Origin of the sequence: Nonomuraea solani (assembly GCF_900108335.1) — a bacterium.
Classification (GTDB): Bacteria; Actinomycetota; Actinomycetes; order Streptosporangiales; family Streptosporangiaceae; genus Nonomuraea; species Nonomuraea solani.
The window spans coordinates 27,281-47,907 of the sequence record NZ_FNVT01000043.1; the positions used below are offsets into that span (position 1 = coordinate 27,281).

A 20,627-nucleotide genomic window follows, 5' to 3' on the forward strand; every position below is an offset into this window, starting at 1 on the left:
CCACCGGAGTGATCAGCACGATGGCCGTGAGCAGCCGGGCGACCATAGCCTTCAACATCCAAACGCCTCCACGTCGACTTCTGGGGTTCACGCTACAGAAGACGACGTGGCCGTATGGGCGGAGTCGGAAATCGCAAGCAAAGCGTAATCAAGCAACTACTTGCCGCGACGCGATCCGGCCCATTCGACGGTGTTCTTGATCCCGGCCGGCAGGTCGGTGCGCGGCTGCCAGCCGAGCCCGTCGTGCGCGGGCACCGGGTCGACCGCCATGGCGGGCAGGTCGCCGAGGCGCGGCGGCGCGAAGCCGGGCTTGTCCTGCGCGCCCGCCGCGTCGGCGATCAGCGCGTGCAGCCTGCGGTCGGTGGTCTGGATGCCGGTGCCGAGGTTGAACCTGCGCCCGTCGCCCTGCGGGCCGCACGCCTTGACGAAGCCGTCGACCACGTCATCGACGTAGATGTAGTCGCGGGTCTGGGTGCCGTCGCCATAGAGGACCGTGGGCGTGCCGCTGAGCAGGGCGTCGGTGAAGATCGCGACGACGCCGGCCTCGCCCTCGGGCGACTGGCGCGGGCCGTAGACGTTGGAGAGCACCAGCGTGGTGTATTCGATGCCGTGCAGCGCGCGGAAGGCGGCGAGGTAGACCTCGCCGCTGAGCTTCGAGGCGGCGTACGGCGAGCGCGGGTCGGTGGCGGCGTCCGCCCCCACCGGGATCGTCACGGGGCGGCCGTAGACGGCCACCGACGAGGCGAACACCACCTTGCGCACGCGCCCCTCACGGGCGGCCGCGAGCACGGAGGTCGTGCCACCGACGTTGACGCCGGCGTCGTGCACCGGGTCGGCGACGCTCTTGCGCACGCTGATCTGGGCGGCCAGATGGCAGACGACCTCAGGCTGCAGCTCGGACATCAGCCCGGCCAGCGCCGGGTCGCGGACGTCCAGCTCGTGCAGGCCGAACCGGTCATGGGTGCCCGCCTGGGCCAGGTTGTCCCTGCGGCCGGAGGAGAGGTCGTCGACGACGTGCACCTCGTGCCCGTCGGCCAGCAGGCGATCGACGAGATTCGAACCGATGAACCCGGCACCCCCGGTGACCAAGACGCGCATGGGTGAATCCTAGTCGGCCAGCTCCGACCGCACTTGCGCGATCCTGGCCAGCACCTTGGAGCGCAGGTCGGCCGGGATCGGGTCGCAGCCGCAGTGCTTGGCCACGAGCGCCTTGACCGCTTTGTCGAGATCGTATTCCTTCAGGCACGGGCTGCACTCGTCGAGGTGCACCCGGATGTCGACCACGTGATTCTCGGTCAGCTCGCCGTCGAGATAGGCGTAGACCATGTCAAGCACTTCACGACAGTCGGTGTCGTGCGGGTTGCCACAGCTCATTTCGATCCCTCCGCCGGGACCAGGCCACGCTCGCGAGCATAGTCCTCAAGGAGGCCTCGGAGCTGCCTGCGTCCCCTGTGCAGCCTCGACATCACGGTGCCGATCGGAGTGCCCATGATGTCGGCGATCTCCTTATAGGGGAAGCCTTCCACATCGGCCAGGTAGACCGCGATCCTGAACTCTTCGGGCAGGGCCGCGAGCGCCTGCTTGATGTCACCGTCGGGCAGGTGCTCAAGGGCTTCGACCTCGGCCGACTTCAGGCCGCTGGAGGTGTGGGACTCGGCCCGCGCGAGCTGCCAGTCCTCGATCTCCTCGGTGCCCGACTGCTTCGGCTCACGCTGCTTCTTGCGGTAGCTGTTGATGAAGGTGTTGGTCAGGATCCGGTAGAGCCACGCCTTGAGGTTGGTGCCCTGCTGGAACTGATGGAAGGAGGCGAACGCCTTGGCGAAGGTCTCCTGAAGCAGGTCCTCCGCGTCCGCTGGATTTCGGGTCATCCGGAGCGCGGCGGAATAGAGCTGTTCGAGATACGGCATGACGTCGCGCTCGAATCGCTCGCTTCGCTGCTCCAGCGTCTCCGCGCCTGTCGCGGGCACCGGACCCACCCCCCTAAGATCACCGGTGGCCGGCTGTGGCGGAACACCGTACTCAGGGGAGGATACCCGCTGGCCCGTGACCTGTCGGTCAGCGGGCCGGGGTTCTACCAATGTGAGCATGCTCGTCGCAACACGCCCGCGCCCTTGTCTGTTCCCGCAAGATAGAAGGTACGAAGGACCCGGTGCGGGGAACGTCATACGTACCGGCTGGTAGCCCTTTTTCCGGAACCCAGGAGTCGCGTGTGCTGCCCATTCCGGCCGAGGAACTGAACGGCTCAGGGACGCTCGGGCCGTACTGGACCTTCTACCGCGCCGTCGCCGCCGAACAACTCAACCGATGGCTTCCCGCCGAACCGTCCGTGATCCTCGATCTTTCCGGCGGCCGCGGGCGCTGGTCCGGCCAGGCGGCCAGGGCGGGGCACCGGGTGATCGAGGTGCTCGACTTCCGCCGCACCGTCGACGCGCAGTCCCGGCTGCGTGACGCCGACAGGGTCAAGCACGTACGCGCCGACGACCTGTCTTTCCTGCCCGACGCGAGCGTCGACGCGGTGCTCGCCGAGGAGCGGGCGATGTCGATCGAGCTGATGGCGGAGTCGGCGATGAACGACGTGGCCAGGGTGCTGAAGCCCGGCGGGCGCGCTCTGGTGTGCGTCGACTCGCTGGTGCTGGGCATGGCGATCCTGGCCGAGCAGGAGCAGTGGCAGCACCTGCGGCAGACCGGTGAGGTCATGCTGGTGCCGTGGCCGGACGGCAGCATCACGCGGTGCTTCAGCAGCGGCCAGTTGCGCGAGCTGCTGATGGGCGCGGGCCTGGAGGTGGAGTGGATGCGGCCGCGTACCGTGCTGTCGCCGTCCACGGTGGACCACGTGCTCGGGTCGGACTCGCGCGCGCTGAACTATCTGGTACGCACGGAGCTCGAGGCCCACCCGAACGACGACGACACGGTCGGGATCCACCTCGTGGCCAGTGTCCGCAAAACGAATTCCGGCCATGCATGAAACGGTGATTCCTTCGATTCCGGCCGTACGTACACCGGCCATTCCTCGAATTCCGGCCGTCCATAGCCCGAAACAGATGTCCGGATTTTTCGGCATCTGTTGACCCGTTGAGAGAGTGCGCCGCCGTTCTTCGTGTCCGGCGGCGTGCGCGCTCTCAGCGGCGGCGTTCCTGCTTGCCCTGGCACTGGACGCAGCGCGCGGCCTCCGGACGGGCCTCCAGACGGCCCTCCGGCACCGGTCTGCCGCAGTCGACGCACCTGCCGTACACACCTTCGTCGACGCGCTTGATCGCCTCGATCACCGCGCGCCGCTGCGTGGTGGCCACGGTCAGCATGGCCTGGGCACGGTCGTTGTCGGTAAGGTCCGCGCCCGCGTCGGCCGCCGAGTGCTCACGTACGGCGACGGGGTCGCCTTGAAGGACTCCGATCGAGCGATCCAGCTCCACGAGCATGTCTTCCAGCCGCTCACGAGCGGTCGTGACGTCCACGAATCCGCACCTCCGGGTAAAAGAGGGCAACCCGCAGCTAGGACTCCCCGGATGTCCCGCCCGGTGCAATTAAGGGGCATTCTTGGCGGTGACACCGAGTAAACGGATGCATCGCTTTCCTCACCGGATGCCCACTTACCGCGCCTCTTACACCTTTAGAAAAGCGCGGTTTCCTCCTCATCTGGTTGCGGTTTGATGAGGTCGGGGCCATTGTTTCGGACATTGTTCACATCCGTGGAGACCGTGTACGCCGTGAGCCGCCCCGACTCGGCGGGCACCAGCAGCTGGGCGGCGTCCTCGGTGTCGGTCAGCTTGGGGTCGAGCCACTCGGCCCAGCGCTCCCGCTCGATCATCATGGGCATCCTGTCGTGGATGCGGCCAAGGTGGTCTTCGGCGTCGGTGGTGATGACGGTGCAGGTGACGAGCCATTTGAGCGGGTCGTCGTCATCGCGCGTGGGGTCTTTCCAGAACTCGTACAGGCCCGCCATGGCCAGCACGCCGCCGTCCTCCGGGTGGATGAAGTACGGCTGCTTCTTCTTCTTTTCGCCCTCGACCGGCATCCACTCGAAGTAGCCGTCGGCCGGCAGCAGGCACCGGCGCTTGGCGAAGGCCTGCCGGAAGGACGGCTTCTCGGCCAGCGTCTCGGCCCTGGCGTTGATCAGCCGCGACCCGATCGACGGATCCTTGGCCCACGGCGGCACCAGGCCCCATTTGACGATCCTGAGCTGCCGCACCGCCCGCTCGGCCTCCTTGGGCACGCGGCTCAGCACGGCGTAGACGTTCTTGGTCGGGGCGACGTTGTAGTCGGCGCCGAGCTCCTTGTCGGGGTCGCCGTCCTGCTCGACCTCGAACTCCTCGAGCAGCTCGTGCTTCTTGCGCGCCGAGGCGTATCTACCGCACATGACCCCACACTGCCACGTAGGGCTTTCGATCGCATATCCACCGCAAGGACCGAACGCCCACCCCACCTCGTAAACGACCACGGCACGGCACGGACACCCACCTCACGTCGCAACCGACCACCCCACCGCACGGACACCCGCCCCACCTCGCAACCGACCACCCCACCGCACGGACACCCGCCCCACCTCGTGAACGACCACCTCGTGACCAGCAGCCCCCACCGCACGAACAGTCGACCCGTCTCTGGACAGCCGCCCGCCTTACGACCACCCACCTCGCCGCCCTGCGCTATCGCCCCGCGCACCGCCTTGACGCCCCACACCGCGCCACCACCTCATCACCACTGCCTGATCGCCTCGCGTCACCACCTCGCCCACTGACTGCCGTCCCATCGCGCTGCCGGCCACCCTCTTCCGCTTCCATCACGCTGCCAGCCACCCTCTTCTGCTCCCACCCTGCTCCCACCCTGCTGCCATCCACCTTCACCCACCTCGCCGCGCCCATCCCACCCACAGTTCTCCACCGCCGACCCAACGACAGGCCCCTCCCCTCTGCCACTTGCCTCCATCCACAGGTTCGGCGGGTGCCGCAGTCGTTATCCACAGGCTGTGACCCCGCCTCACCACGGCCAGTAGTCTTTGACCATGTCCGCTCCGCTCTGGCCCGCACCCACGGCGACCGGCCCGGTCGCCGCGACCGTCCCACTGCCCGGCTCCAAGTCGGTGACCAACCGCGCCCTCCTCCTGGCCGCGCTCGCCGACGGCCCAGGGGTCGTACGCCAGGCGCTGCGCAGCCGCGACGCGGACCTGATGGTGTCGGCATTGCGCGCCCTGGGCGCCACCCTGGTGCCCACCCGGGAGAGCGCCGCAGGGGTCGACTGGGAGGTGACACCAGGGCCGATCCGCGGCGGAGCGAGCATCGACGCCGGCCTGGCGGGCACCGTCATGCGGTTCGTGCCGCCGATGGCCGCCCTGGCCGACGGCCCGGTCTTCTTCGACGGCGACCCGCACGCCCGCAAGCGCCCGATGGGGCCCATCCTCGACGCCCTACGCTCCCTGGGAGCGCGGATCGACAACGACGCCCTGCCGTTCACGATCACCGGGCCGCTGGCGGGCGGCGAGGTCACGCTCGACGCGTCGGGCTCGTCGCAGTTCGTCTCCGGCCTGCTGCTGACGGCGGCACGGTTCGAGAAGGGCATCACGATCCGCCACGTGGGCCCGCCGGTGCCTTCGCAGCCGCACATCGAGATGACCATCGAGATGCTCAGGGCCGCGGGCGTCACGGTCGACGACAGCGAACGCGACCTCTGGCGCGTGGAGCCGGGCCCGATCGCGGCCAGGGACCTGACGGTCGAGCCCGACCTGTCCAACGCGGCCCCGTTCCTGGCGGCGGCCCTGGTGACGGGCGGCACGGTGACCATCCCCGGCTGGCCGGTGCACACCACACAGGCGGGCGACGCCCTGCGCGGCCTGCTCACCACGATGGGCGCCACGGTCGGCCGTCCGCCCGGCGGCACGACGACCGACCTGGTGGTCAGCGGAACGGGTGAGATCACCGGCATCGACGCCGACCTCCACGAGGTGGGCGAGCTGACCCCGGCCATCGCGGCCCTGGCGGCCCTGGCCACCACGCCGAGCCGCATTCGTGGCGTGAGCCACCTGCGCGGCCACGAAACCGACAGGCTGGCCGCACTCGCCACCGAGATCAACCGCTTGGGCGGCGACGCGGAGGAAACCGAAGACGGCCTCCTCATCCGCCCCCGCCCCCTGCACGCCGGCACCTTCCACAGCTACGACGACCACCGCATGGCCACGGCCGGAGCCGTCATCGGCCTCGCGGTGCCGGGGGTCGAGGTGGAGAACATCGCCACCACCGCCAAGACACTGCCCGAGTTCGTACAGATGTGGACGGCGATGCTGGACACCCCATGACAACCCCCCACTTGCAAGATCCCCACCAGCACCAGGCCCGGGGCCAAGACCGAGGCAGCAGGCGAGTCCCTGGCCGGCACCGAAGCCGAAGCCAGGGTCTGCAGCGCAGATCCCAACACCTGAGCCGAACCCTGTGCCACGGCTGCGACCGGACCCCGTGCCAAGGACGTGGTCGGACCCCGTGCCAGGGACGGTCAGTGTCACTGGGCTGGACAGCATCACTCTCCTCGGTGACGTCACCGGGCGACACCGCATCACTGTCCTCAGCAGCGTCACCAGGCAGCACCGTGCCACTGTCCTCGGCGGCGGCGTCGCCGGGCAGCATCGCATCACTCTCCTCGGTGACGTCACCAGGCAGCACCGAATCACTGTCCTCGGCGGCGTCACCGGGCGGCAGAGTGCCGCCTGGTGGCACTGCGTCAGAGGGCAGCGCTGTGCCACGGGGCGGCACTACGCCACACAGCGGCGCTGCGGCGCTGTTCTGGGTTGGGTGGCGGCCAGGTGTGAGTGCTGTTGGTGGGCGTCTGCTTGCGCGGGCGGGTTTCGCCCGGGAAGCGCCGGGCACGTCGGAGAAGGGCGGCGCGTGATAGCACGCTGCCCGCATGGCGACCAGAGGATCCACTGGCATGACGTCACCCGCCCGGATCCGGGTGACGGAAGCACGGGCGTACATCATGATCGAGGCGAGTTCGCCACGTCCCGGCGTCATCAGGCGGGCGGGCGCCTCGATCCGCATTACCACCGTACCCACAGAACCCAGAGGGGAAGCGAGCGCATGGGAGCAGTCCGCTGAGTAAGCGGCAATACGACGAGGACGACGTCAGGGTCAGACCGGGCAAGGGTTCCCGGCCTCGGACCCGGATTCGTCCTGCGCACGAGGACGCCGTCGAAGGCTTCGTGGTGGCCGTGGACCGCGGCCGCTACACGACGCTGGTCGAGCCGGAGCGCGCCAAGGGGTCGGCCCAGAAGCGCAAGGCGCCCCAGCGCCGGCTCGTGGTCGCCATGAAGGCCCGCGAGCTGGGCCGCAAGGGCATCGTCGTGGGCGACAGGGTGGCCCTGGTGGGCGACGTGTCCGGCCGCCCCGACACGCTGGCCAGGGTCGTACGGGTGGAGCCGCGTACGTCGATGCTGCGACGTTCCGCCGACGACACCGAGGACACCGACGGCATCGAGCGCCCGGTCGTGGCCAACGCCGACCAGCTCGTCATCGTGACCGCCCTGGCCGATCCGCCGCCCAGGCCGCGCATGATCGACAGGATCCTGGTGGCGGCCTTCGACGCCGAGATCGACACCCTGCTCTGCCTCACCAAGCCCGACCTGGCCCCGCCCAACGACCTGGTGGCCCTATACGAGCCGCTGGGCGTGTCCCATGTCGTGGTGCAAAAGGGCGGGTCGCTCGACGAGTTGCGCGAGCACCTGACGGGGCGCATCAGCGTTCTGGTCGGCCACTCGGGCGTGGGCAAGTCGACCCTGGTCAACGCCCTGGTCCCGGACGCCAACCGCGCGGTCTCCCAGGTCAACGCCGTCACCGGCCGCGGCCGCCACACCTCGACCTCGGCCGTGGCGCTGGAGCTGCCGGAGGGCGGCTGGATCATCGACACACCCGGTGTACGCAGCTTCGGGCTGGCCCACGTGTCGGTGGAGACGGTGCTGGCCGCGTTCCCCGATCTGATCGAGGGCACGGTCAACTGCCCGAAGGGCTGCACCCACCTCGGTGACGGCTGCGCTCTGGACGCGCTGGTGGCGGAGGGCAAGGCCGACCCCACCCGCCTGGAGTCCCTGCGCCGCCTCCTGTCCAGCCGCGAGGGCACCCCGGACGACACCCCCACAGGCCGCAACACTGACGACTGACCCACCACCTCGACCCCTGAGCCACCTTGACGCCCGAACCTCTGTGACGACTGAGCCACCTCGACGCCCGAACCACCTCGACCCCTGAGCCACTGTGACGACTGACGCGGGTGGGGCACTGCCGGATGCTCTGGGGTGGTGTCGGACGGCCGGGGGGCGTCGGACGGCCGGCGCGGGCGGGCAGCGCCGGTGTCGCCGACGTGAGGGTCAGGTGGTGGCGGGGCGGTTCGGGCGGAGGGTCCAGGTGACGGTCAGGGATGAGACGACCGTCCCGTCCCCGTTCGTGAGGTCCACCGCCACGTCGAACACCGGCCGCTCCCCCGCGTCCAGCCGCGCCACGACCTCCTCCCGCCCCGCCAGCACCCGCGCCTCCGCGCGGATCTCCCCCAGGGCCACCTTCCGATAGGCGATGGTCGCCGTCGTGGGCAGCGGCACCGCCCGGTCGAGCTGGTCGCCGAACAGCGACAGCACCGCGGCCCCCGACGCGGACTCGGCCAGCGTGAACAGCACCCCCGCGTGCGGTCCCCCGACGTGGTTGCGCTGTGCGTCGCGGTCGGGCACGTGGCAGACCGCCCGCCCCTCACCCACCGCGTCGTAAACGATGCCCAAAGTGCGGGCAAAAGGGACGGTCTCCAGCAAGAGTGCACCGACATCTAGCGACATGTCAGTAATGCTACTGGTCGGTAACCACGCGAGCGGCTCCCAGAAAAGGGGCGCAGGTGACTGATGTTCTGTATACCCGACACGGTAGCGTGGGCGATCGTGCAGGGTTACTCGGATGATCTTCGTCTCGCCCATGTCATGGCGGATGCCGCCGATGACCTGACCATGCGGCGGTTCAAGGCGGTCGACCTCAAGGTCGAGACCAAGCCCGATCTGACGCCGGTCAGCGACGCCGACCGCGCGGTGGAGGAGGCCATCCGGGGCACGCTGCGCCGCGCCAGGCCACGCGACGCGGTGGTGGGCGAGGAGTTCGGCAAGACCGGGTGGGGTGCCCGGTCCTGGATCATCGACCCCATCGACGGCACCAAGAACTACGTGCGCGGCGTCCCCGTCTGGGCCACGCTGATCGCGCTCATGGAATACGGCAAGGTCGTCGTCGGCCTGGTGTCCGCCCCCGCCCTCGGCCGGCGGTGGTGGGCGGCGGCCGAGGGCGGGGCGTGGACGGGCAAGAGCCTGACCAAGGCGTCACGGATGAAAGTGTCGTCCGTGGCCTCTCTGGAGGACGCCTCGTTCTCGTACTCGAGCTTCGGCGGCTGGGAGAAGACCGGCAAGCTGGACAACTTCCTCGACCTCGGCCGCTCCTGCTGGCGCACGCGGGCCTATGGCGACTTCTGGTCGCACATGATGGTCGCGGAGGGCTCGGTGGACCTGTCGGCCGAGCCCGAGCTGTCGCCGTGGGACATGGCGGCGCTCACCGTGATCGTCGAGGAGGCCGGCGGCATCTGGACCGACGTCGCCGGCGTACGCGGCCTGGAGGGCGGCAGCCTCGTCTGCACGAACGGCACCCTGCACACCGAGGTGATCAACCGCCTCAACGGGACCACCGTCAGGAGCTAGGCACCCACCGGCCCGCGCGCGACCGGATGGCGGCCGTCGCGGCGTTCAGCTCGTGTTCATCCTTGAGGGTCACATTCCCCTCGTACGTCACCCCGCTCGGCGGATCGTCATGCCCGAGCGGATCGGCGTCCCAGAAGTTCCCCCGATAGATCACGTTCTCCAGCGGCGGCCCCACATGCAGCACGGCGGTGTTGTCGGCCCGCATGACCACGTTCTCCTCCACGGTCACCCAACTGGCCCCGTAGTCGGTGTAGAGCCCGAAGTTGTACGGCGTCCGCGTGTCCTTGATGACGTTGCCCCGCACCACGGCCCCGTTGTCATGCGACTCCCCCTGCGCCCCCGCCAGGTAGATCCCGCCCCCGTCCGCCAGCACCCGCATGGTGTCCACGGTGAGGTTGGACAGCACCTTCGAGCCCTCGCCCGGCCCGAAGACGATCCCGCAGTGCGGTACGTCCGAGATCTCGTTGTGCGCCACCACGCACCCCCGCGTGCCGGTCACGGCGATCCCCGGCGACCCGCTGTACTCGACCCCGATCCCGCGCACCCGGTTGTCCTCGATCGTGGTCCCGCCGCTGCCCGACACCACGACGGCCCCGGCGGAGAGCGTGTCGAACTCACAGCCGCGCACCGTGAGCCCCTCACCGCCCGAGACGCCCAGCCCGGAGGCCCCGAGCCGGGTGAACCGGCAGCCCTCGATCACCACGCCGGTGGTGTCCTCGAAGGTGACGCAGGCGGGAATCGTCACGGATGTGGCGGGAAACGTCACGGACGAGCCTTCGCCCAGAACCGCGACCTCGACGCCGCCGCCCTCGTAGTAGCCGCTGCCGTGGTAGTGCACGAAGCCCTCAGGCCGGCTCGGGCGCAGCCAGGTGGCGTCGGCGAACACCAGCCCCTTGAACGCCACCTCCCGCGCCCCGGCGACGTTCACCAGCTTCTCCAGGACCGGCGCGACCACCCGCGTACGCGCCGGGTCCTCACCGGGCCGCGGCAGATAGAGCAGCACCTGCCCCGAGAGCACGAAAGTGCCCGGCTCGCGCAGGAAACTGGCGTCGTTCTCGATCCTGGTGGGCAGCCCGGGACCGCTGGAGGTGTTGCCCTCCCAGGTGGAGTTGTACAGCTCGGAGGCCCACCCGAAGGCCGGCGCCGCCATGGTGATCACCGTCGTGTCCCCGTCACGCGACACCTCGGCCACGCCCAGACGGGCCTCGGTCCACGGGTAGACGCCCCGGTGGACGAACTCGACGTCCCCCGGGCTGTGCCAGTCGAGCTCTCCGTCCGTGACGTAACCCGTGGCGGTCGCGCTCGGCGCCGAGCCGGGCAGGGCGTCGATGCCGGCGCGGGTGGCCCGGCGGCCGTCGACGTAGAGCTGGCGGGTCTCCAGGTCGCCGACCTCGGCCGCCCAGAGGCCGTCCCGCTCCTCCCACGCGGTGATCGTCCGGCCGCCGCTGACCACGGCCTCCTCCTGCGAGGGGGTGCCGTACCCGTACGCCTGGTAGACGGTCCCCGAGTCGGCCTCGGTGAGCTCGAACGGCCGGTCCAGCACATGGGTCCCGCCCCTGAGCTGGACGACGGCGCCCCCGTCGGCTTCCCTGGCCGCCGACCGGGCACGCTCCAGGGTGGCGAAGGGCCGCTCGAAGGTGCCGGGCCCGGAGTCGTCCCCGGTGGGAGCGACGTAGATCTGGAACATCTCTTACCGCCTTTGCTGTTTATGCCGTACACGTAGTATTACACCATAAACAAGGGAGGCGCCAATGACACAGGAGAATCCGGACGACGGCATCGAGCTGTTGTGGCGGGCGGCGGAGCGCGAGCCGCGACCGGGGCTGAGCCTGGGCAGGATCGTGCGCGCCGCCGTCGAGCTGGCCGACGCCGAGGGCCTGGAGGGGCTGTCGATGCGCAAGGTCGCCGACCGGCTCGGCTTCACCACCATGTCGCTCTACCGCCACGTCCCGGGCCGCGACCAGCTCGTCGACCTGATGCTCGACCAGGTGCTGAGCGAGCACCCGGAGGCGCCGCCCGAGGGCGACTGGCGGGTCCGGCTGGAGGACGTGGCCAGGCAGGCGTGGCAGATCCGCCGGCGGCATCCCTGGCTGGCCGAGGTACGCGGCAGCCGCCACCTGCCCGGCCCCAACGGCGTCGCGCACTACGACTACATGCTGAGCACCCTGATGGACACCGCGCTCAGGCCGTCCGAGGTGATCGCGGTCGTCGGCCTGGTCGGCCGGTTCGTGGACGCCGAGGCCCTGCTCCTGATCGAGACCCGGCGCGAGGAGCGGCGCAGCGGCGTGTCCGAGCAGGAGTGGTGGGGCGCCCGCGACTCCCTGTACGAGCGGCTCGACCGCTACCCCACCATCACCCGCCTGTGGGAGACGGGCGGCTGGGACCACCCAGAGAACTCCTTCGAGTTCGGCCTGCGCCGCCTCTTGGACGGCATCGCCACCCTCATCCAAGAACGTGACGAAAGCCGTGACGAAATCTGCCCTGAATGCGGCACCTCACTGGACGCCGCCCCGTCCGGCCGCCCGCGCGTCTACTGCTCCCGCGCCTGCCAGCAACGCGCCTACCGGAAGCGCAAGAACGTCTAGAGCGCCAGCACCCGCCGTACCGCGCCCATCAAACTCTCCCGATAACCCCCACCGAACAGCACCACGTGCACGAGCAGCGGATGGAGCTGATGCAGCGGCACCCGCTCCCGCCACCCCTCCGCAAGCGCCCATTCCTCCCGGTACGCCCCCAGCACCCGATCCAGATACGGCAGCCCGAACAGCTCCAGCATCGCCAGATCCGTCTCCCGATGCCCGCCATGGGCCGCCGGATCGATCAGCACCGCCGACCCGCCCGACCACAGCACGTTCCCGCTCCACAGATCCCCGTGGATCCGCGCCGGCGCCGCCGCGGGCCCCGCGACCTCGGCGAACCGCTCCACGGCCCGCTCCACCAGCGCGACGTCCGACGCCGGCAGCCGCGCCATCCGCAGGAACGGCAGCACCCGCCGCGAGGCGTAGAAGGACGGCCAGTCATCGGCGGCCGAGTTGTCCATCGGCAGCTCGGCGATGAACCCGGGCCACGGCGCCCCGAAGGCAGGCGCGCCCGCGCGATGCAGCCGGGCCAGCGCACGCCCGAACCGCTCGGCGGCCACGGCACCGGGCGGCTCCTGGCGTACCCAGGACAGCACGAGACGGCCGGGACCCACCTCGATCACCTCGGGCACGGCGATGGCCTCACCCAGCCACCGCAGCCCCGCGGCCTCCGAGGCGAAAACCCCGGAGGAGGCGGTCCCGCTCTTGGCGAACACCTCGCGCCCGTCGTCGAGCACGCCCCGCCGCAGCCGCCACCCGTGCGACGAGCCGAGATCCTCAGTGAATCTCATCGGCGATGTGCTCCGCCACGCCCTCAGAGGCGCTCTCGACCAGCGCGAGCACCTCTTCGAACCCCTCCCGCCCCCCGTAGTACGGATCCGGCACCTCGGCCCCCTCAGGCGCGTCCGGGTCGAACGACCGGAAAAGCCGCACCTCCCCACCAGGAGCGGCGAGCCGCCGCAGATTGGACACGTTGTCCCGGTCCATGGCGAGCACGAGGTCGTACCGGTCGAACCAGTCTCCGGTGAACTGCCGGGCCCGGTGCTCGGCGCCGTCGTAACCGTGCAGAGCCAGAATCTCCAGCGCCCGTTCATCCATGGGATCACCCACGTGCCAGCCGCCCGTACCGGCGCTCTCGACGACGACACGATCGCCAAGGCCGTGATTTTCGAGGGTTTTGCGGAGCACCACCTCCGCCATCGGCGACCGGCAGATGTTTCCCATGCACACGAGGCATACGCGATAGGTCATGGCACCCATCATGAGGGTGACCTGGCGCGTTCACCGAACGTTCACCCTGGTTGGGGGGTCCGAGTCACCTTGGCTGCATAGCTTCATGGCGACTAAGGACCAAGTGGGAGGAACCCAACCGTGAAGTATGCAGGCCGGCTCGCCGCCGTAGCCGTCGTCGGCGCGCTCTCGCTCGCTGCGTGCGGCACAGATAACAATGCCTCGAGCAGCACCACCGGCGCCAGCGCGAGTGCCCCCGCCGCCGCGGGCAACGACAATGGCCTGAGCGGCACGATCAACGCTGCGGGCTCCTCTGCCCAGGCCAACGCGATCACCGAGTGGACGAAGAACTTCGCGGCCACGAACCCGGGTGTGACCCTCAACTACCAGCCCAGCGGCTCGGGTGCCGGTGTGCAGGCGTTCATCCAGGGGACGGTGTCCTTCGCCGGCTCTGACTCGGCGCTCAAGGAAGACGAGCCCGCCCAGGCCGACGCCCGCTGCAAGACCGGCAAGGCCATCAACATCCCGATGGTGACCGGTCCGGTCGCGGTGGTCTACAACCTGCCCGGCGTGGAGGGCCTGCAGCTGTCGCCCAAGACGCTGTCCGGCATCTTCAACAGCACGATCACCAAGTGGGACGACGCCGCCATCAAGGCCGACAACCCCGAGGCCAAGCTGCCGTCCTCGCCGATCCAGGCGTTCCACCGCTCGGACGAGTCGGGCACCAGCGACAACTTCACCAAGTTCCTCAAGGCCACCGGTGGCTGGCCGCACGAGCCCGCCAAGGCGTGGCCCGCCGAGGCCAAGGGCCAGGGCTCCAAGGGCTCCGACGGCATCGCCTCCTCCGTCAAGGACACCGAGGGCGCGATCAGCTACGTCGAGTTCTCGTACGCCGAGAACTCCAGCCTCCAGAAGGCCAAGGTCGCCAACGGCGCCGGCGAGTTCGTCGAGCTGACCCCGGAGAGCGCGGCCAAGACGGTCGAGACCGCCGAGGTCAAGGGCACCGGCAACGACCTCGCCCTGTCGATCGACTACGCCACCAAGACCGCGGGCGCCTACCCGATCGTGCTGGTGACGTACGAGATCACCTGCGAGAAGGGTCTCCCGGCCGAGGAATCCAAGATCGTCAAGAGCTTCCTCACCTACACCGCCAGCGACGAGGGCCAGGCGGCGCTGAAGGACCTGGGCTACGCCCCGCTCTCCGGCGCGCTGCTCACCAAGGTCCGCAGCGCTGTCGAGGCGATCTCCTAATCTCTCATGACGACCAACGTACGCACCCGTGACGGCGGGTCGGCCACGAGCCGGCCCGCCTCGCGGCGCAGCCATGGTGAAGGCGTCTTCCGGTTCATCTCCACCGGAGCGGGTGTCGTCCTGCTGGCGATCATGGCGGCCATCGCCGTGTTCCTCATCAGCGAGGCGATCCCCGCCCTGCAGGCGAACAAGGGCTCCTTCTTCACCGAACTGACCTGGGAACCGAACAGCGCGCAGGTGTTCGGCATCGGCGCGCTGGCGTTCGGCACCGTGCTCAGCTCCGTACTGGCGCTGATCATCGCCACGCCGATCGCGATCGGCGTCGCGCTGTTCATCTCGCACTACGCGCCCCGCCGGCTGGCCGCCCCGCTCGGTTACCTGGTCGACCTGCTCGCCGCCGTCCCCAGCGTCGTCTACGGCCTGTGGGGCGTGGCGTTCCTGGTGCCGTTGATGCGGACGCCGTCGCAGTGGCTCAACGAGAACCTCGGCTGGTTCCCGCTGTTCGCCGGCGAGGGCATCATCGGCGGCAAGACCATGCTCGCCGGTGGCATCGTCCTGGCGATCATGATCCTGCCGATCATCGCGGCCATCTCGCGCGAGGTGTTCCTCCAGGCCCCCAAGATGAACGAGGAAGCCGCGCTCGCGCTCGGCGCCACCCGCTGGGAAATGATCAGGATGGCCGTGCTGCCGTTCGGCCGCCCCGGCATCATCAGCGCCGCCATGCTCGGCCTCGGCCGCGCCATGGGCGAGACCATCGCGGTCGCGCTGATCTTCCCGGCGACCTTCGACATCACCTTCGAGATCCTCACCCCACACGCCAACAGCATCGCCGCGAACATCGCCAACGGCTTCGGTGAGGCCACCCAGATCGGCCGGGGCGCCCTGATCGCCTCCGGTCTGGTGCTGTTCGTCATCACGCTGCTGGTCAACATGGCCGCGCGGATGATCATCAACCGCCGCAAGGAGTACGCGAGGGCCGGCGCATGACCGCCATCCAACACATCTCGACCGGCCGCCGGGTCAAGGACAAGATCGTCCAGGGCCTGGTCTACCTGGCGTTCGCCATGGCCGTCATTCCGCTGATCTCGGTCCTGTGGCTGGTGATCTCCAACGGTATGACCCGCTTCGACATGGAGTTCCTCACGCACTCCATGAACGGCATCGGGGCCAGAGACGCGGGCGGCGGCGCCTACCACGCGATCATCGGCACCCTGCAGCAGGTCCTGCTGGCCTCGCTCATCTCGGTGCCCATCGGCCTGTTCACCGCCATCTACCTGGTCGAATACGGCAACGGCGGCCGGCTGAGCCGTTCCATCAGCTTCTTCGTGGACGTCATGACCGGCGTCCCTTCCGTCGTTGCGGGCCTGTTCGTCTTCGCGTTCTGGGTCCTCTTCCTCGGCTTCGCGTTCTCGGGCTGGGCGGGCGCGGTCGCGCTGTCGATCCTGATGATGCCGACCGTGGTCAGATCGGCGGAGGAGATGCTCCGGCTGGTGCCCAACGACCTGCGCGAAGCCTCGTACGCGCTGGGCGTCGCCAAGTGGCGCACGATCCTCAAGGTCGTCCTGCCGACCGCGCTCACCGGCATCGTCACCGGCGTCATGCTCGCGGTGGCCAGGGTCGCCGGCGAGACCGCTCCGCTGCTGCTGACGGTCTTCTTCACCAACTCCATCAACAACGACCCGTTCAACGGGCCGCAGATGGGCCTCCCCCTCTTCGTCTTCGACCAGGCGGCACGTCCCAACGACACCGCCATCGACCGCGCGTGGACCGGAGCCCTCACGCTCATCTTGATCGTCATGCTGCTCAACCTGGTGGCGCGCCTGATCGCCTGGTGGCGTGCGCCCGCCAGGGGCCGATAGGGGGTAACCAACGCCATGTCCAAGCAGATCCAGGTTTCGGGTCTCGACGCGTACTACGGGTCGCACAAGGCGATCGAGGACGTGTCCATGACCATCGAGCCGCGCTCGATCACCGCCTTCATCGGACCGTCGGGCTGCGGCAAGTCGACGTTCCTGCGCACGCTCAACCGCATGCACGAGGTCATCCCGGGCGCTCGCGTGGAGGGCAAGGTGCTGCTCGAGGGCGAGGACCTGTACGCCCCCACCGTCGCCCCCGTCTCCGTCCGCCGGATGATCGGCATGGTCTTCCAGCGCCCCAACCCGTTCCCCACGATGTCGATCTACGAGAACGTGGCCGCCGGCCTCCGTCTCAACGGCCGGGTCGCCAAGTCGCAGATGGACGGCGTCGTCGAGGAGTCGCTGAAGGGCGCCAACCTCTGGAACGAGGTCAAGGACCGCCTCAACAAACCCGGCGCGGGGCTGTCCGGCGGTCAGCAGCAGCGCCTCTGCATCGCCAGGGCCATCGCGGTCAAGCCCGAGGTCCTGCTGATGGACGAGCCCTGCTCGGCCCTCGACCCGATCTCCACGCTGGCCATCGAGGACCTGATGGGCAAGCTCAAGGACCAGTACACCATCGTCATCGTCACCCACAACATGCAGCAGGCCGCCCGGGTCAGCGACAGGACCGCGTTCTTCAACCTCGCCGAGCAGGGCAAGCCCGGCAAGGTCATCGAAATGGACGAGACCTCCCGCATGTTCACCAACCCATCACAGAAGGCCACCGAGGACTACATCACGGGGCGCTTCGGCTGATGATCCAACAGCAGGCGGCATCCACGATGAACGGGGACACGAGGACCAAGCCCGTGCTGCTCATCGCCGACCCCGACGACGCCGTCGTCGAGGACGTGGCCACGGCCCTCGAACGCGAGGGCGTGGCCGTAACCGGAGCCTCCGACGGGGCTCAGGGGTTGCTGCAGGCCGGCGCCCTGCAGCCGGACGTGGTGCTCGTCTCGGCCGCGCTGCCGGTCATCGACGCGGTCGACTTCGTACGCGCGGTACGGCTCGCGCGAGCCGTACCCGTCCTGCTCGGTGTCGGTGAGGGGCACGCCGAGCAGGCGGTACGCGCGCTCGCGGCCGGGGCGGCCGCCTGCGTGGCCAGGCCCTACCGGGTGCCGGAACTGCTGCCGTTCATCCAGGCGGCCTCACCCGAGTCCCGCAAGGTGCTGGCCGTGGGCGGGGTCGAGCTGGACATTCAGGCCTATCAGGTACGCGTGAGCGGCCGCGCCGTACACCTGCCGCTGCGAGAGTTCGAGCTGCTGCAGTATCTGATGCGCAACGCCGACCGGACGGTCACCCGGGAGCAGATCATGCGCCACGTGTGGCACGCCGCCGCCAACACCTCGACGAACACCATCGCGGTGCACGTCAAACGGCTGCGGGCACGCCTGGGCGACGAGGACGACCAGCTCATCCAGACGGTACGCGGGGTGGGCTACCGACTGGTCACGCCCGGCATTTCCGGAATCCACGCATGATCCGCTCGGCCACCCCTTCGACCGTCGCGATGCCGTACTCCACCGTGGGACTCCCCTCGGTGAGTACGGCGATCGCGTAGTCCCGGTCACCCCTTCTGATCAGCCCCACGCTGGTCACGGCCCAGCGCTTGGTCGAGACGCGCTTCAGCCAGCCGTTCTTCAGCGCCACGCGGTCGCCCTTGCACGCGGCGGCGCTGATCCCCCAGTCCTGGCCGTCGACGACCGCGCCCATGAGCCGCAGCACTTCCTTCCGCCCGCCGGCCGTGAGCCTGCTCTTCCCGGCCACCAGGCCCGCCATGAGCCTGACCTGATCGTCGGCGGATGTCCGGGTAATCCCCCAGCAGTACAGATCCACACACTCCCCCGGCACCCCCCGCGTGTGCTTCATCCCGAACGCCCGCGCCGCCTCGGTGAACCCATCCGCACCCCCGATCCGCAGCCAGAGCCGATCGGCGGCATGGTTGTCGCTGTAGCGGATCATCAGCTCGGCATCCCGCCTGACCCCCGCGGGCAACCCCTTCCATGAGGTACGCCGCAGCAGCGCCATGAGAATCTGCACCTTGGCCGCACTGGCAGTGATCAGCCGCTCGTGCCCGTGATAACGGTAGAGCCGCCCGGTAGCCAGATCCTTGACCATGGCCGTAACCGTTTGACCCCGGCCCGCGAGAAACCGATCGAGCCGCTCACCGATCCGCTCAGTCGGCACCGCCGCCACGGCCTCCCTGCCCACCCTGTCCTCAAGCCGGTAGAGCGTCGCGACCTGCCGCACAGCAGCGGCGGGCACCGGCACAGGCGTCTGGAGGTGGGCCGGATCCTGCCGATTCACCGACACCAGCGGCAGGACCAGGGCGATCGCGATGACCAGCGCGATGACCAGTCGCGGTATCGCCTTCGCCCCGACCGCGATCATCCGAGCATTATCACGACAAATCCCCCCGCCCCGCTAGCCACCCACAACAACCAGTTCCACGACCAGCCCTCCCCCCAACCACCAACTCCGCCGGGCAGACGCACAGGCCGGCAGATCTGGCACAGGGGATGCTCAGGTCGCGACGGACCGAGGGTGTGACAGGCCACGGGAACTGCCGCAGTCCGAGGACCGAGAGCGATGGAACGCGGGCGCCCCAGCCAGTTCGAGGACACTCGAACGCGGGGGCTGCACCGGCACGATGCTGGGCGGACACGGGAGCCCCGCGCCGCAGCAACTCCGACTCACAGCCTCATCCGCTTACGGCCACACCCACTCACGGCTTCACCCACTCACGGCCACACCCACTTGCGGCCTCATCCGCTTGCGACCCCATCGCCAAGGCCCAGGCAGGCGGCCTGATCCGGCTGTTCGCATAGCCCGAGCTCTCACAGGACCAGCCGAAGGGCCCTCCTCGCGGGCCGGACCGACCGACCCTGGGCGACGGCCGCTCGGAGAAACAGCCCGCCGTCCTGACCGCGCTGGAGGAGGTACGCCTGCCGGAACGGGTCGCGAGCGTGCACCCGCACGAGGTCTCTGGCGGGCAGCGGCAGCGGGCGGCCATCGCCATGGCGCTGGCCTCTGACCTCTGGCCTGCGAGTGGCCTCTGGCCTGCGAGCTGGACCTGCTGATCGCCGACGAGTCGCCCACGGCCCTCGACGTGACCGTGCAGGCCGAGGTACCGAGGTACGCGGAGAGACGGCCGCGCGGAGAGACGGCCGCGCGGAGAGACGGCCGCGCGGAGAGACGGCCGCGCGGAGAGACGGCCGCGCGGAGAGACGGCCGCGCGGAGAGACGGCCGCGCGGAGAGACGGCCGCGCGGAGAGACGGCCGCGCGGAGAGACGGCCGCGCGGAGAGACGGCCGCGCGGAGAGACGGCCGCGCGGAGAGACGGCCGCGCGGAGAGACGGCCGCGCGGAGAGACGGCCGCGCGGAGAGACGGCCGCGCGGAGAGACGGCCGCGCGGAGAGACGGCCGCGCGGAGAGACGGCCGCGCGGAGAGACGGCCGCGCGGAGAGACGGCCGCGCGGAGAGACGGCCGCGCGGAGAGACGATGGCATGGAGATCACACAACCCGCGAACCCGCGGCCCTCACGACAGCCCATCGTCACCGAACGACCGAAACACCCCACAACGCAAAAAGGGCCCCGACGCGCTAGGCGTCGGAGCCCTTTCAAAGATTGTCCGGCGGTGACCTACTCTCCCACACCCTCCCGAGTGCAGTACCATCGGCGCAGAGAAGCTTAACTTCCGGGTTCGGAATGTAACCGGGTGTTTCCTTCCCGCCATAACCGCCGTAACCCCATGAAACAAACAAACACGCGTTTGTTGTCTCAGAATTGCCTAGTGGACGCGAGCAAGAATGCTTTGTGGTCAAGTCCTCGGCCTATTAGTACCGGTCAGCTCCACACGTTACCATGCTTCCACCTCCGGCCTATCAACCCCATCGTCTATAGGGAGCCTTACCCACTCTCGTGGTGGGAGACCTCATCTCAAGGCGAGCTTCCCGCTTAGATGCTTTCAGCG

20 protein-coding genes and 2 rRNA genes are annotated in these 20,627 nt (G+C 69.2%); 10 read left to right on the forward strand and 12 right to left on the reverse strand.

What is annotated here, in order from left to right:
• Positions 1 to 156: 156 nt before the first annotated feature.
• Genes C4V41_RS58585 through C4V41_RS58595 form a run of 3 tightly spaced genes read right to left on the reverse strand, consistent with a single transcriptional unit; the run spans position 157 to position 1,976 of the window.
• A complete protein-coding gene (locus C4V41_RS58585) occupies positions 157 to 1,098 on the reverse strand; it encodes an NAD-dependent epimerase/dehydratase family protein (RefSeq protein WP_103964705.1) in 942 nt (313 codons plus the stop codon).
• 9 nt (positions 1,099 to 1,107) lie between these two features.
• Entirely contained in the window at positions 1,108 to 1,374 is a 267-nt protein-coding gene (gene rsrA / locus C4V41_RS58590; protein ID WP_103964706.1) for a mycothiol system anti-sigma-R factor, read from the reverse strand.
• The gene (locus C4V41_RS58595) at positions 1,371 to 1,976 is read right to left on the reverse strand and encodes a sigma-70 family RNA polymerase sigma factor (RefSeq protein WP_043624264.1); all 606 of its coding nucleotides are present in this window, start codon (positions 1,974 to 1,976) and stop codon (positions 1,371 to 1,373) included. Before C4V41_RS58595 ends, rsrA begins: the two co-directional genes overlap by 4 nt.
• Before the next feature lie 233 nt (positions 1,977 to 2,209).
• Here C4V41_RS58595 and C4V41_RS58600 point away from each other — a divergent pair, with 233 nt between their 5' ends.
• Positions 2,210 to 2,965, forward strand: a complete 756-nt coding sequence (locus tag C4V41_RS58600) for a class I SAM-dependent methyltransferase (protein ID WP_103964707.1) — start codon at positions 2,210 to 2,212, stop codon at positions 2,963 to 2,965.
• Between the two features lie 154 nt (positions 2,966 to 3,119).
• Here the strand turns inward: C4V41_RS58600 and C4V41_RS58605 are convergent, their stop codons facing one another.
• Both C4V41_RS58605 and C4V41_RS58610 read right to left on the reverse strand, forming a co-directional pair.
• Entirely contained in the window at positions 3,120 to 3,452 is a 333-nt protein-coding gene (locus C4V41_RS58605) for a TraR/DksA family transcriptional regulator (protein WP_103964708.1), read from the reverse strand.
• 155 nt (positions 3,453 to 3,607) lie between these two features.
• The gene (locus tag C4V41_RS58610; RefSeq protein WP_103964709.1) at positions 3,608 to 4,354 is read right to left on the reverse strand and encodes an SOS response-associated peptidase; all 747 of its coding nucleotides are present in this window, start codon (positions 4,352 to 4,354) and stop codon (positions 3,608 to 3,610) included.
• Positions 4,355 to 4,999: 645 nt separating this feature from the next.
• On the opposite strand from C4V41_RS58610, the gene aroA reads away from it, so the two are divergent.
• The gene (aroA, locus tag C4V41_RS58615) at positions 5,000 to 6,286 is read left to right on the forward strand and encodes a 3-phosphoshikimate 1-carboxyvinyltransferase (RefSeq protein WP_103964710.1); all 1,287 of its coding nucleotides are present in this window, start codon (positions 5,000 to 5,002) and stop codon (positions 6,284 to 6,286) included.
• Positions 6,287 to 7,075: 789 nt separating this feature from the next.
• On the forward strand, positions 7,076 to 8,137 hold the full coding sequence (rsgA, locus tag C4V41_RS58620) for a ribosome small subunit-dependent GTPase A (RefSeq protein ID WP_103964711.1): 1,062 nt from the start codon (positions 7,076 to 7,078) through the stop codon (positions 8,135 to 8,137).
• 207 nt (positions 8,138 to 8,344) lie between these two features.
• Here the strand turns inward: rsgA and C4V41_RS58625 are convergent, their stop codons facing one another.
• A complete protein-coding gene (locus C4V41_RS58625) occupies positions 8,345 to 8,800 on the reverse strand; it encodes a DUF4442 domain-containing protein (protein ID WP_103964712.1) in 456 nt (151 codons plus the stop codon).
• A 99-nt stretch (positions 8,801 to 8,899) separates the two neighbouring features.
• Between C4V41_RS58625 and hisN the strand changes: the two genes are divergently transcribed.
• Positions 8,900 to 9,697, forward strand: coding sequence for a histidinol-phosphatase (gene hisN / locus C4V41_RS58630; protein WP_103964713.1), 798 nt, complete (start codon positions 8,900 to 8,902; stop codon positions 9,695 to 9,697).
• Here the strand turns inward: hisN and C4V41_RS58635 are convergent.
• Entirely contained in the window at positions 9,687 to 11,384 is a 1,698-nt protein-coding gene (locus C4V41_RS58635) for a right-handed parallel beta-helix repeat-containing protein (protein ID WP_103964714.1), read from the reverse strand. The genes hisN and C4V41_RS58635 overlap by 11 nt on opposite strands.
• A gap of 64 nt (positions 11,385 to 11,448) precedes the next feature.
• Between C4V41_RS58635 and C4V41_RS58640 the strand changes: the two genes are divergently transcribed.
• Positions 11,449 to 12,282 (forward strand): TetR/AcrR family transcriptional regulator, encoded by an 834-nt coding sequence (locus C4V41_RS58640; protein ID WP_103964715.1) that lies wholly within the window; start codon positions 11,449 to 11,451, stop codon positions 12,280 to 12,282.
• On the opposite strand, the gene C4V41_RS58645 is transcribed toward C4V41_RS58640, so the two are convergent.
• Together C4V41_RS58645 and C4V41_RS58650 are read right to left on the reverse strand one after the other, a co-directional pair.
• A complete protein-coding gene (locus C4V41_RS58645; protein ID WP_103964716.1) occupies positions 12,279 to 13,067 on the reverse strand; it encodes a fructosamine kinase family protein in 789 nt (262 codons plus the stop codon). The genes C4V41_RS58640 and C4V41_RS58645 overlap by 4 nt on opposite strands.
• On the reverse strand, positions 13,054 to 13,527 hold the full coding sequence (locus C4V41_RS58650) for a low molecular weight protein-tyrosine-phosphatase (protein WP_103964717.1): 474 nt from the start codon (positions 13,525 to 13,527) through the stop codon (positions 13,054 to 13,056). Before C4V41_RS58650 ends, C4V41_RS58645 begins: the two co-directional genes overlap by 14 nt.
• A gap of 120 nt (positions 13,528 to 13,647) precedes the next feature.
• On the opposite strand from C4V41_RS58650, the gene pstS reads away from it, so the two are divergent.
• The 5 genes from pstS to C4V41_RS58675 are packed head-to-tail and all read left to right on the forward strand — an operon-like array spanning position 13,648 to position 18,133.
• Positions 13,648 to 14,757, forward strand: coding sequence for a phosphate ABC transporter substrate-binding protein PstS (pstS, locus tag C4V41_RS58655; protein ID WP_103964718.1), 1,110 nt, complete (start codon positions 13,648 to 13,650; stop codon positions 14,755 to 14,757).
• Positions 14,758 to 14,763: 6 nt separating this feature from the next.
• Entirely contained in the window at positions 14,764 to 15,744 is a 981-nt protein-coding gene (gene pstC / locus C4V41_RS58660; RefSeq protein ID WP_103964719.1) for a phosphate ABC transporter permease subunit PstC, read from the forward strand.
• Entirely contained in the window at positions 15,741 to 16,616 is an 876-nt protein-coding gene (pstA, locus tag C4V41_RS58665; protein ID WP_103964720.1) for a phosphate ABC transporter permease PstA, read from the forward strand. Before pstC ends, pstA begins: the two co-directional genes overlap by 4 nt.
• A gap of 15 nt (positions 16,617 to 16,631) precedes the next feature.
• Positions 16,632 to 17,408 carry a phosphate ABC transporter ATP-binding protein PstB gene (gene pstB / locus C4V41_RS58670; RefSeq protein ID WP_103964721.1) on the forward strand — a complete coding sequence of 259 codons (777 nt, stop codon included), beginning with the start codon at positions 16,632 to 16,634 and terminating at the stop codon, positions 17,406 to 17,408.
• A 26-nt stretch (positions 17,409 to 17,434) separates the two neighbouring features.
• Entirely contained in the window at positions 17,435 to 18,133 is a 699-nt protein-coding gene (locus tag C4V41_RS58675; protein ID WP_235031075.1) for a response regulator transcription factor, read from the forward strand.
• On the opposite strand, the gene C4V41_RS58680 is transcribed toward C4V41_RS58675, so the two are convergent.
• The 3 genes from C4V41_RS58680 to C4V41_RS58695 all read right to left on the reverse strand — a co-directional run.
• Positions 18,102 to 19,043 (reverse strand): serine hydrolase, encoded by a 942-nt coding sequence (locus C4V41_RS58680; RefSeq protein ID WP_235031076.1) that lies wholly within the window; start codon positions 19,041 to 19,043, stop codon positions 18,102 to 18,104. The two genes, C4V41_RS58675 and C4V41_RS58680, sit on opposite strands and share 32 nt — an antisense overlap.
• A gap of 1,240 nt (positions 19,044 to 20,283) precedes the next feature.
• Positions 20,284 to 20,400, reverse strand: a 5S ribosomal RNA gene (gene rrf / locus C4V41_RS58690).
• 70 nt (positions 20,401 to 20,470) lie between these two features.
• Positions 20,471 to 20,627, reverse strand: a 23S ribosomal RNA gene (locus C4V41_RS58695); the annotation flags it as partial.

Excerpts from the sequence above, each read along its gene's own strand:
- rsrA (WP_103964706.1), bottom strand. The coding sequence starts at position 1,374 with ATGAGCTGTGGCAACCCGCACGACACCGACTGTCGTGAAGTGCTTGAC.
- C4V41_RS58640 (WP_103964715.1), top strand. The coding sequence starts at position 11,449 with ATGACACAGGAGAATCCGGACGACGGCATCGAGCTGTTGTGGCGGGCG.
- pstA (WP_103964720.1), top strand. The coding sequence starts at position 15,741 with ATGACCGCCATCCAACACATCTCGACCGGCCGCCGGGTCAAGGACAAG.
- aroA (WP_103964710.1), top strand. The coding sequence starts at position 5,000 with ATGTCCGCTCCGCTCTGGCCCGCACCCACGGCGACCGGCCCGGTCGCC.
- C4V41_RS58650 (WP_103964717.1), bottom strand. The coding sequence starts at position 13,527 with ATGACCTATCGCGTATGCCTCGTGTGCATGGGAAACATCTGCCGGTCG.
- pstB (WP_103964721.1), top strand. The coding sequence starts at position 16,632 with ATGTCCAAGCAGATCCAGGTTTCGGGTCTCGACGCGTACTACGGGTCG.
- C4V41_RS58680 (WP_235031076.1), bottom strand. The coding sequence starts at position 19,043 with ATGATCGCGGTCGGGGCGAAGGCGATACCGCGACTGGTCATCGCGCTG.
- C4V41_RS58585 (WP_103964705.1), bottom strand. The coding sequence starts at position 1,098 with ATGCGCGTCTTGGTCACCGGGGGTGCCGGGTTCATCGGTTCGAATCTC.
- pstC (WP_103964719.1), top strand. The coding sequence starts at position 14,764 with ATGACGACCAACGTACGCACCCGTGACGGCGGGTCGGCCACGAGCCGG.
- C4V41_RS58675 (WP_235031075.1), top strand. The coding sequence starts at position 17,435 with ATGAACGGGGACACGAGGACCAAGCCCGTGCTGCTCATCGCCGACCCC.
- C4V41_RS58645 (WP_103964716.1), bottom strand. The coding sequence starts at position 13,067 with ATGAGATTCACTGAGGATCTCGGCTCGTCGCACGGGTGGCGGCTGCGG.
- C4V41_RS58610 (WP_103964709.1), bottom strand. The coding sequence starts at position 4,354 with ATGTGCGGTAGATACGCCTCGGCGCGCAAGAAGCACGAGCTGCTCGAG.
- C4V41_RS58635 (WP_103964714.1), bottom strand. The coding sequence starts at position 11,384 with ATGTTCCAGATCTACGTCGCTCCCACCGGGGACGACTCCGGGCCCGGC.
- C4V41_RS58625 (WP_103964712.1), bottom strand. The coding sequence starts at position 8,800 with ATGTCGCTAGATGTCGGTGCACTCTTGCTGGAGACCGTCCCTTTTGCC.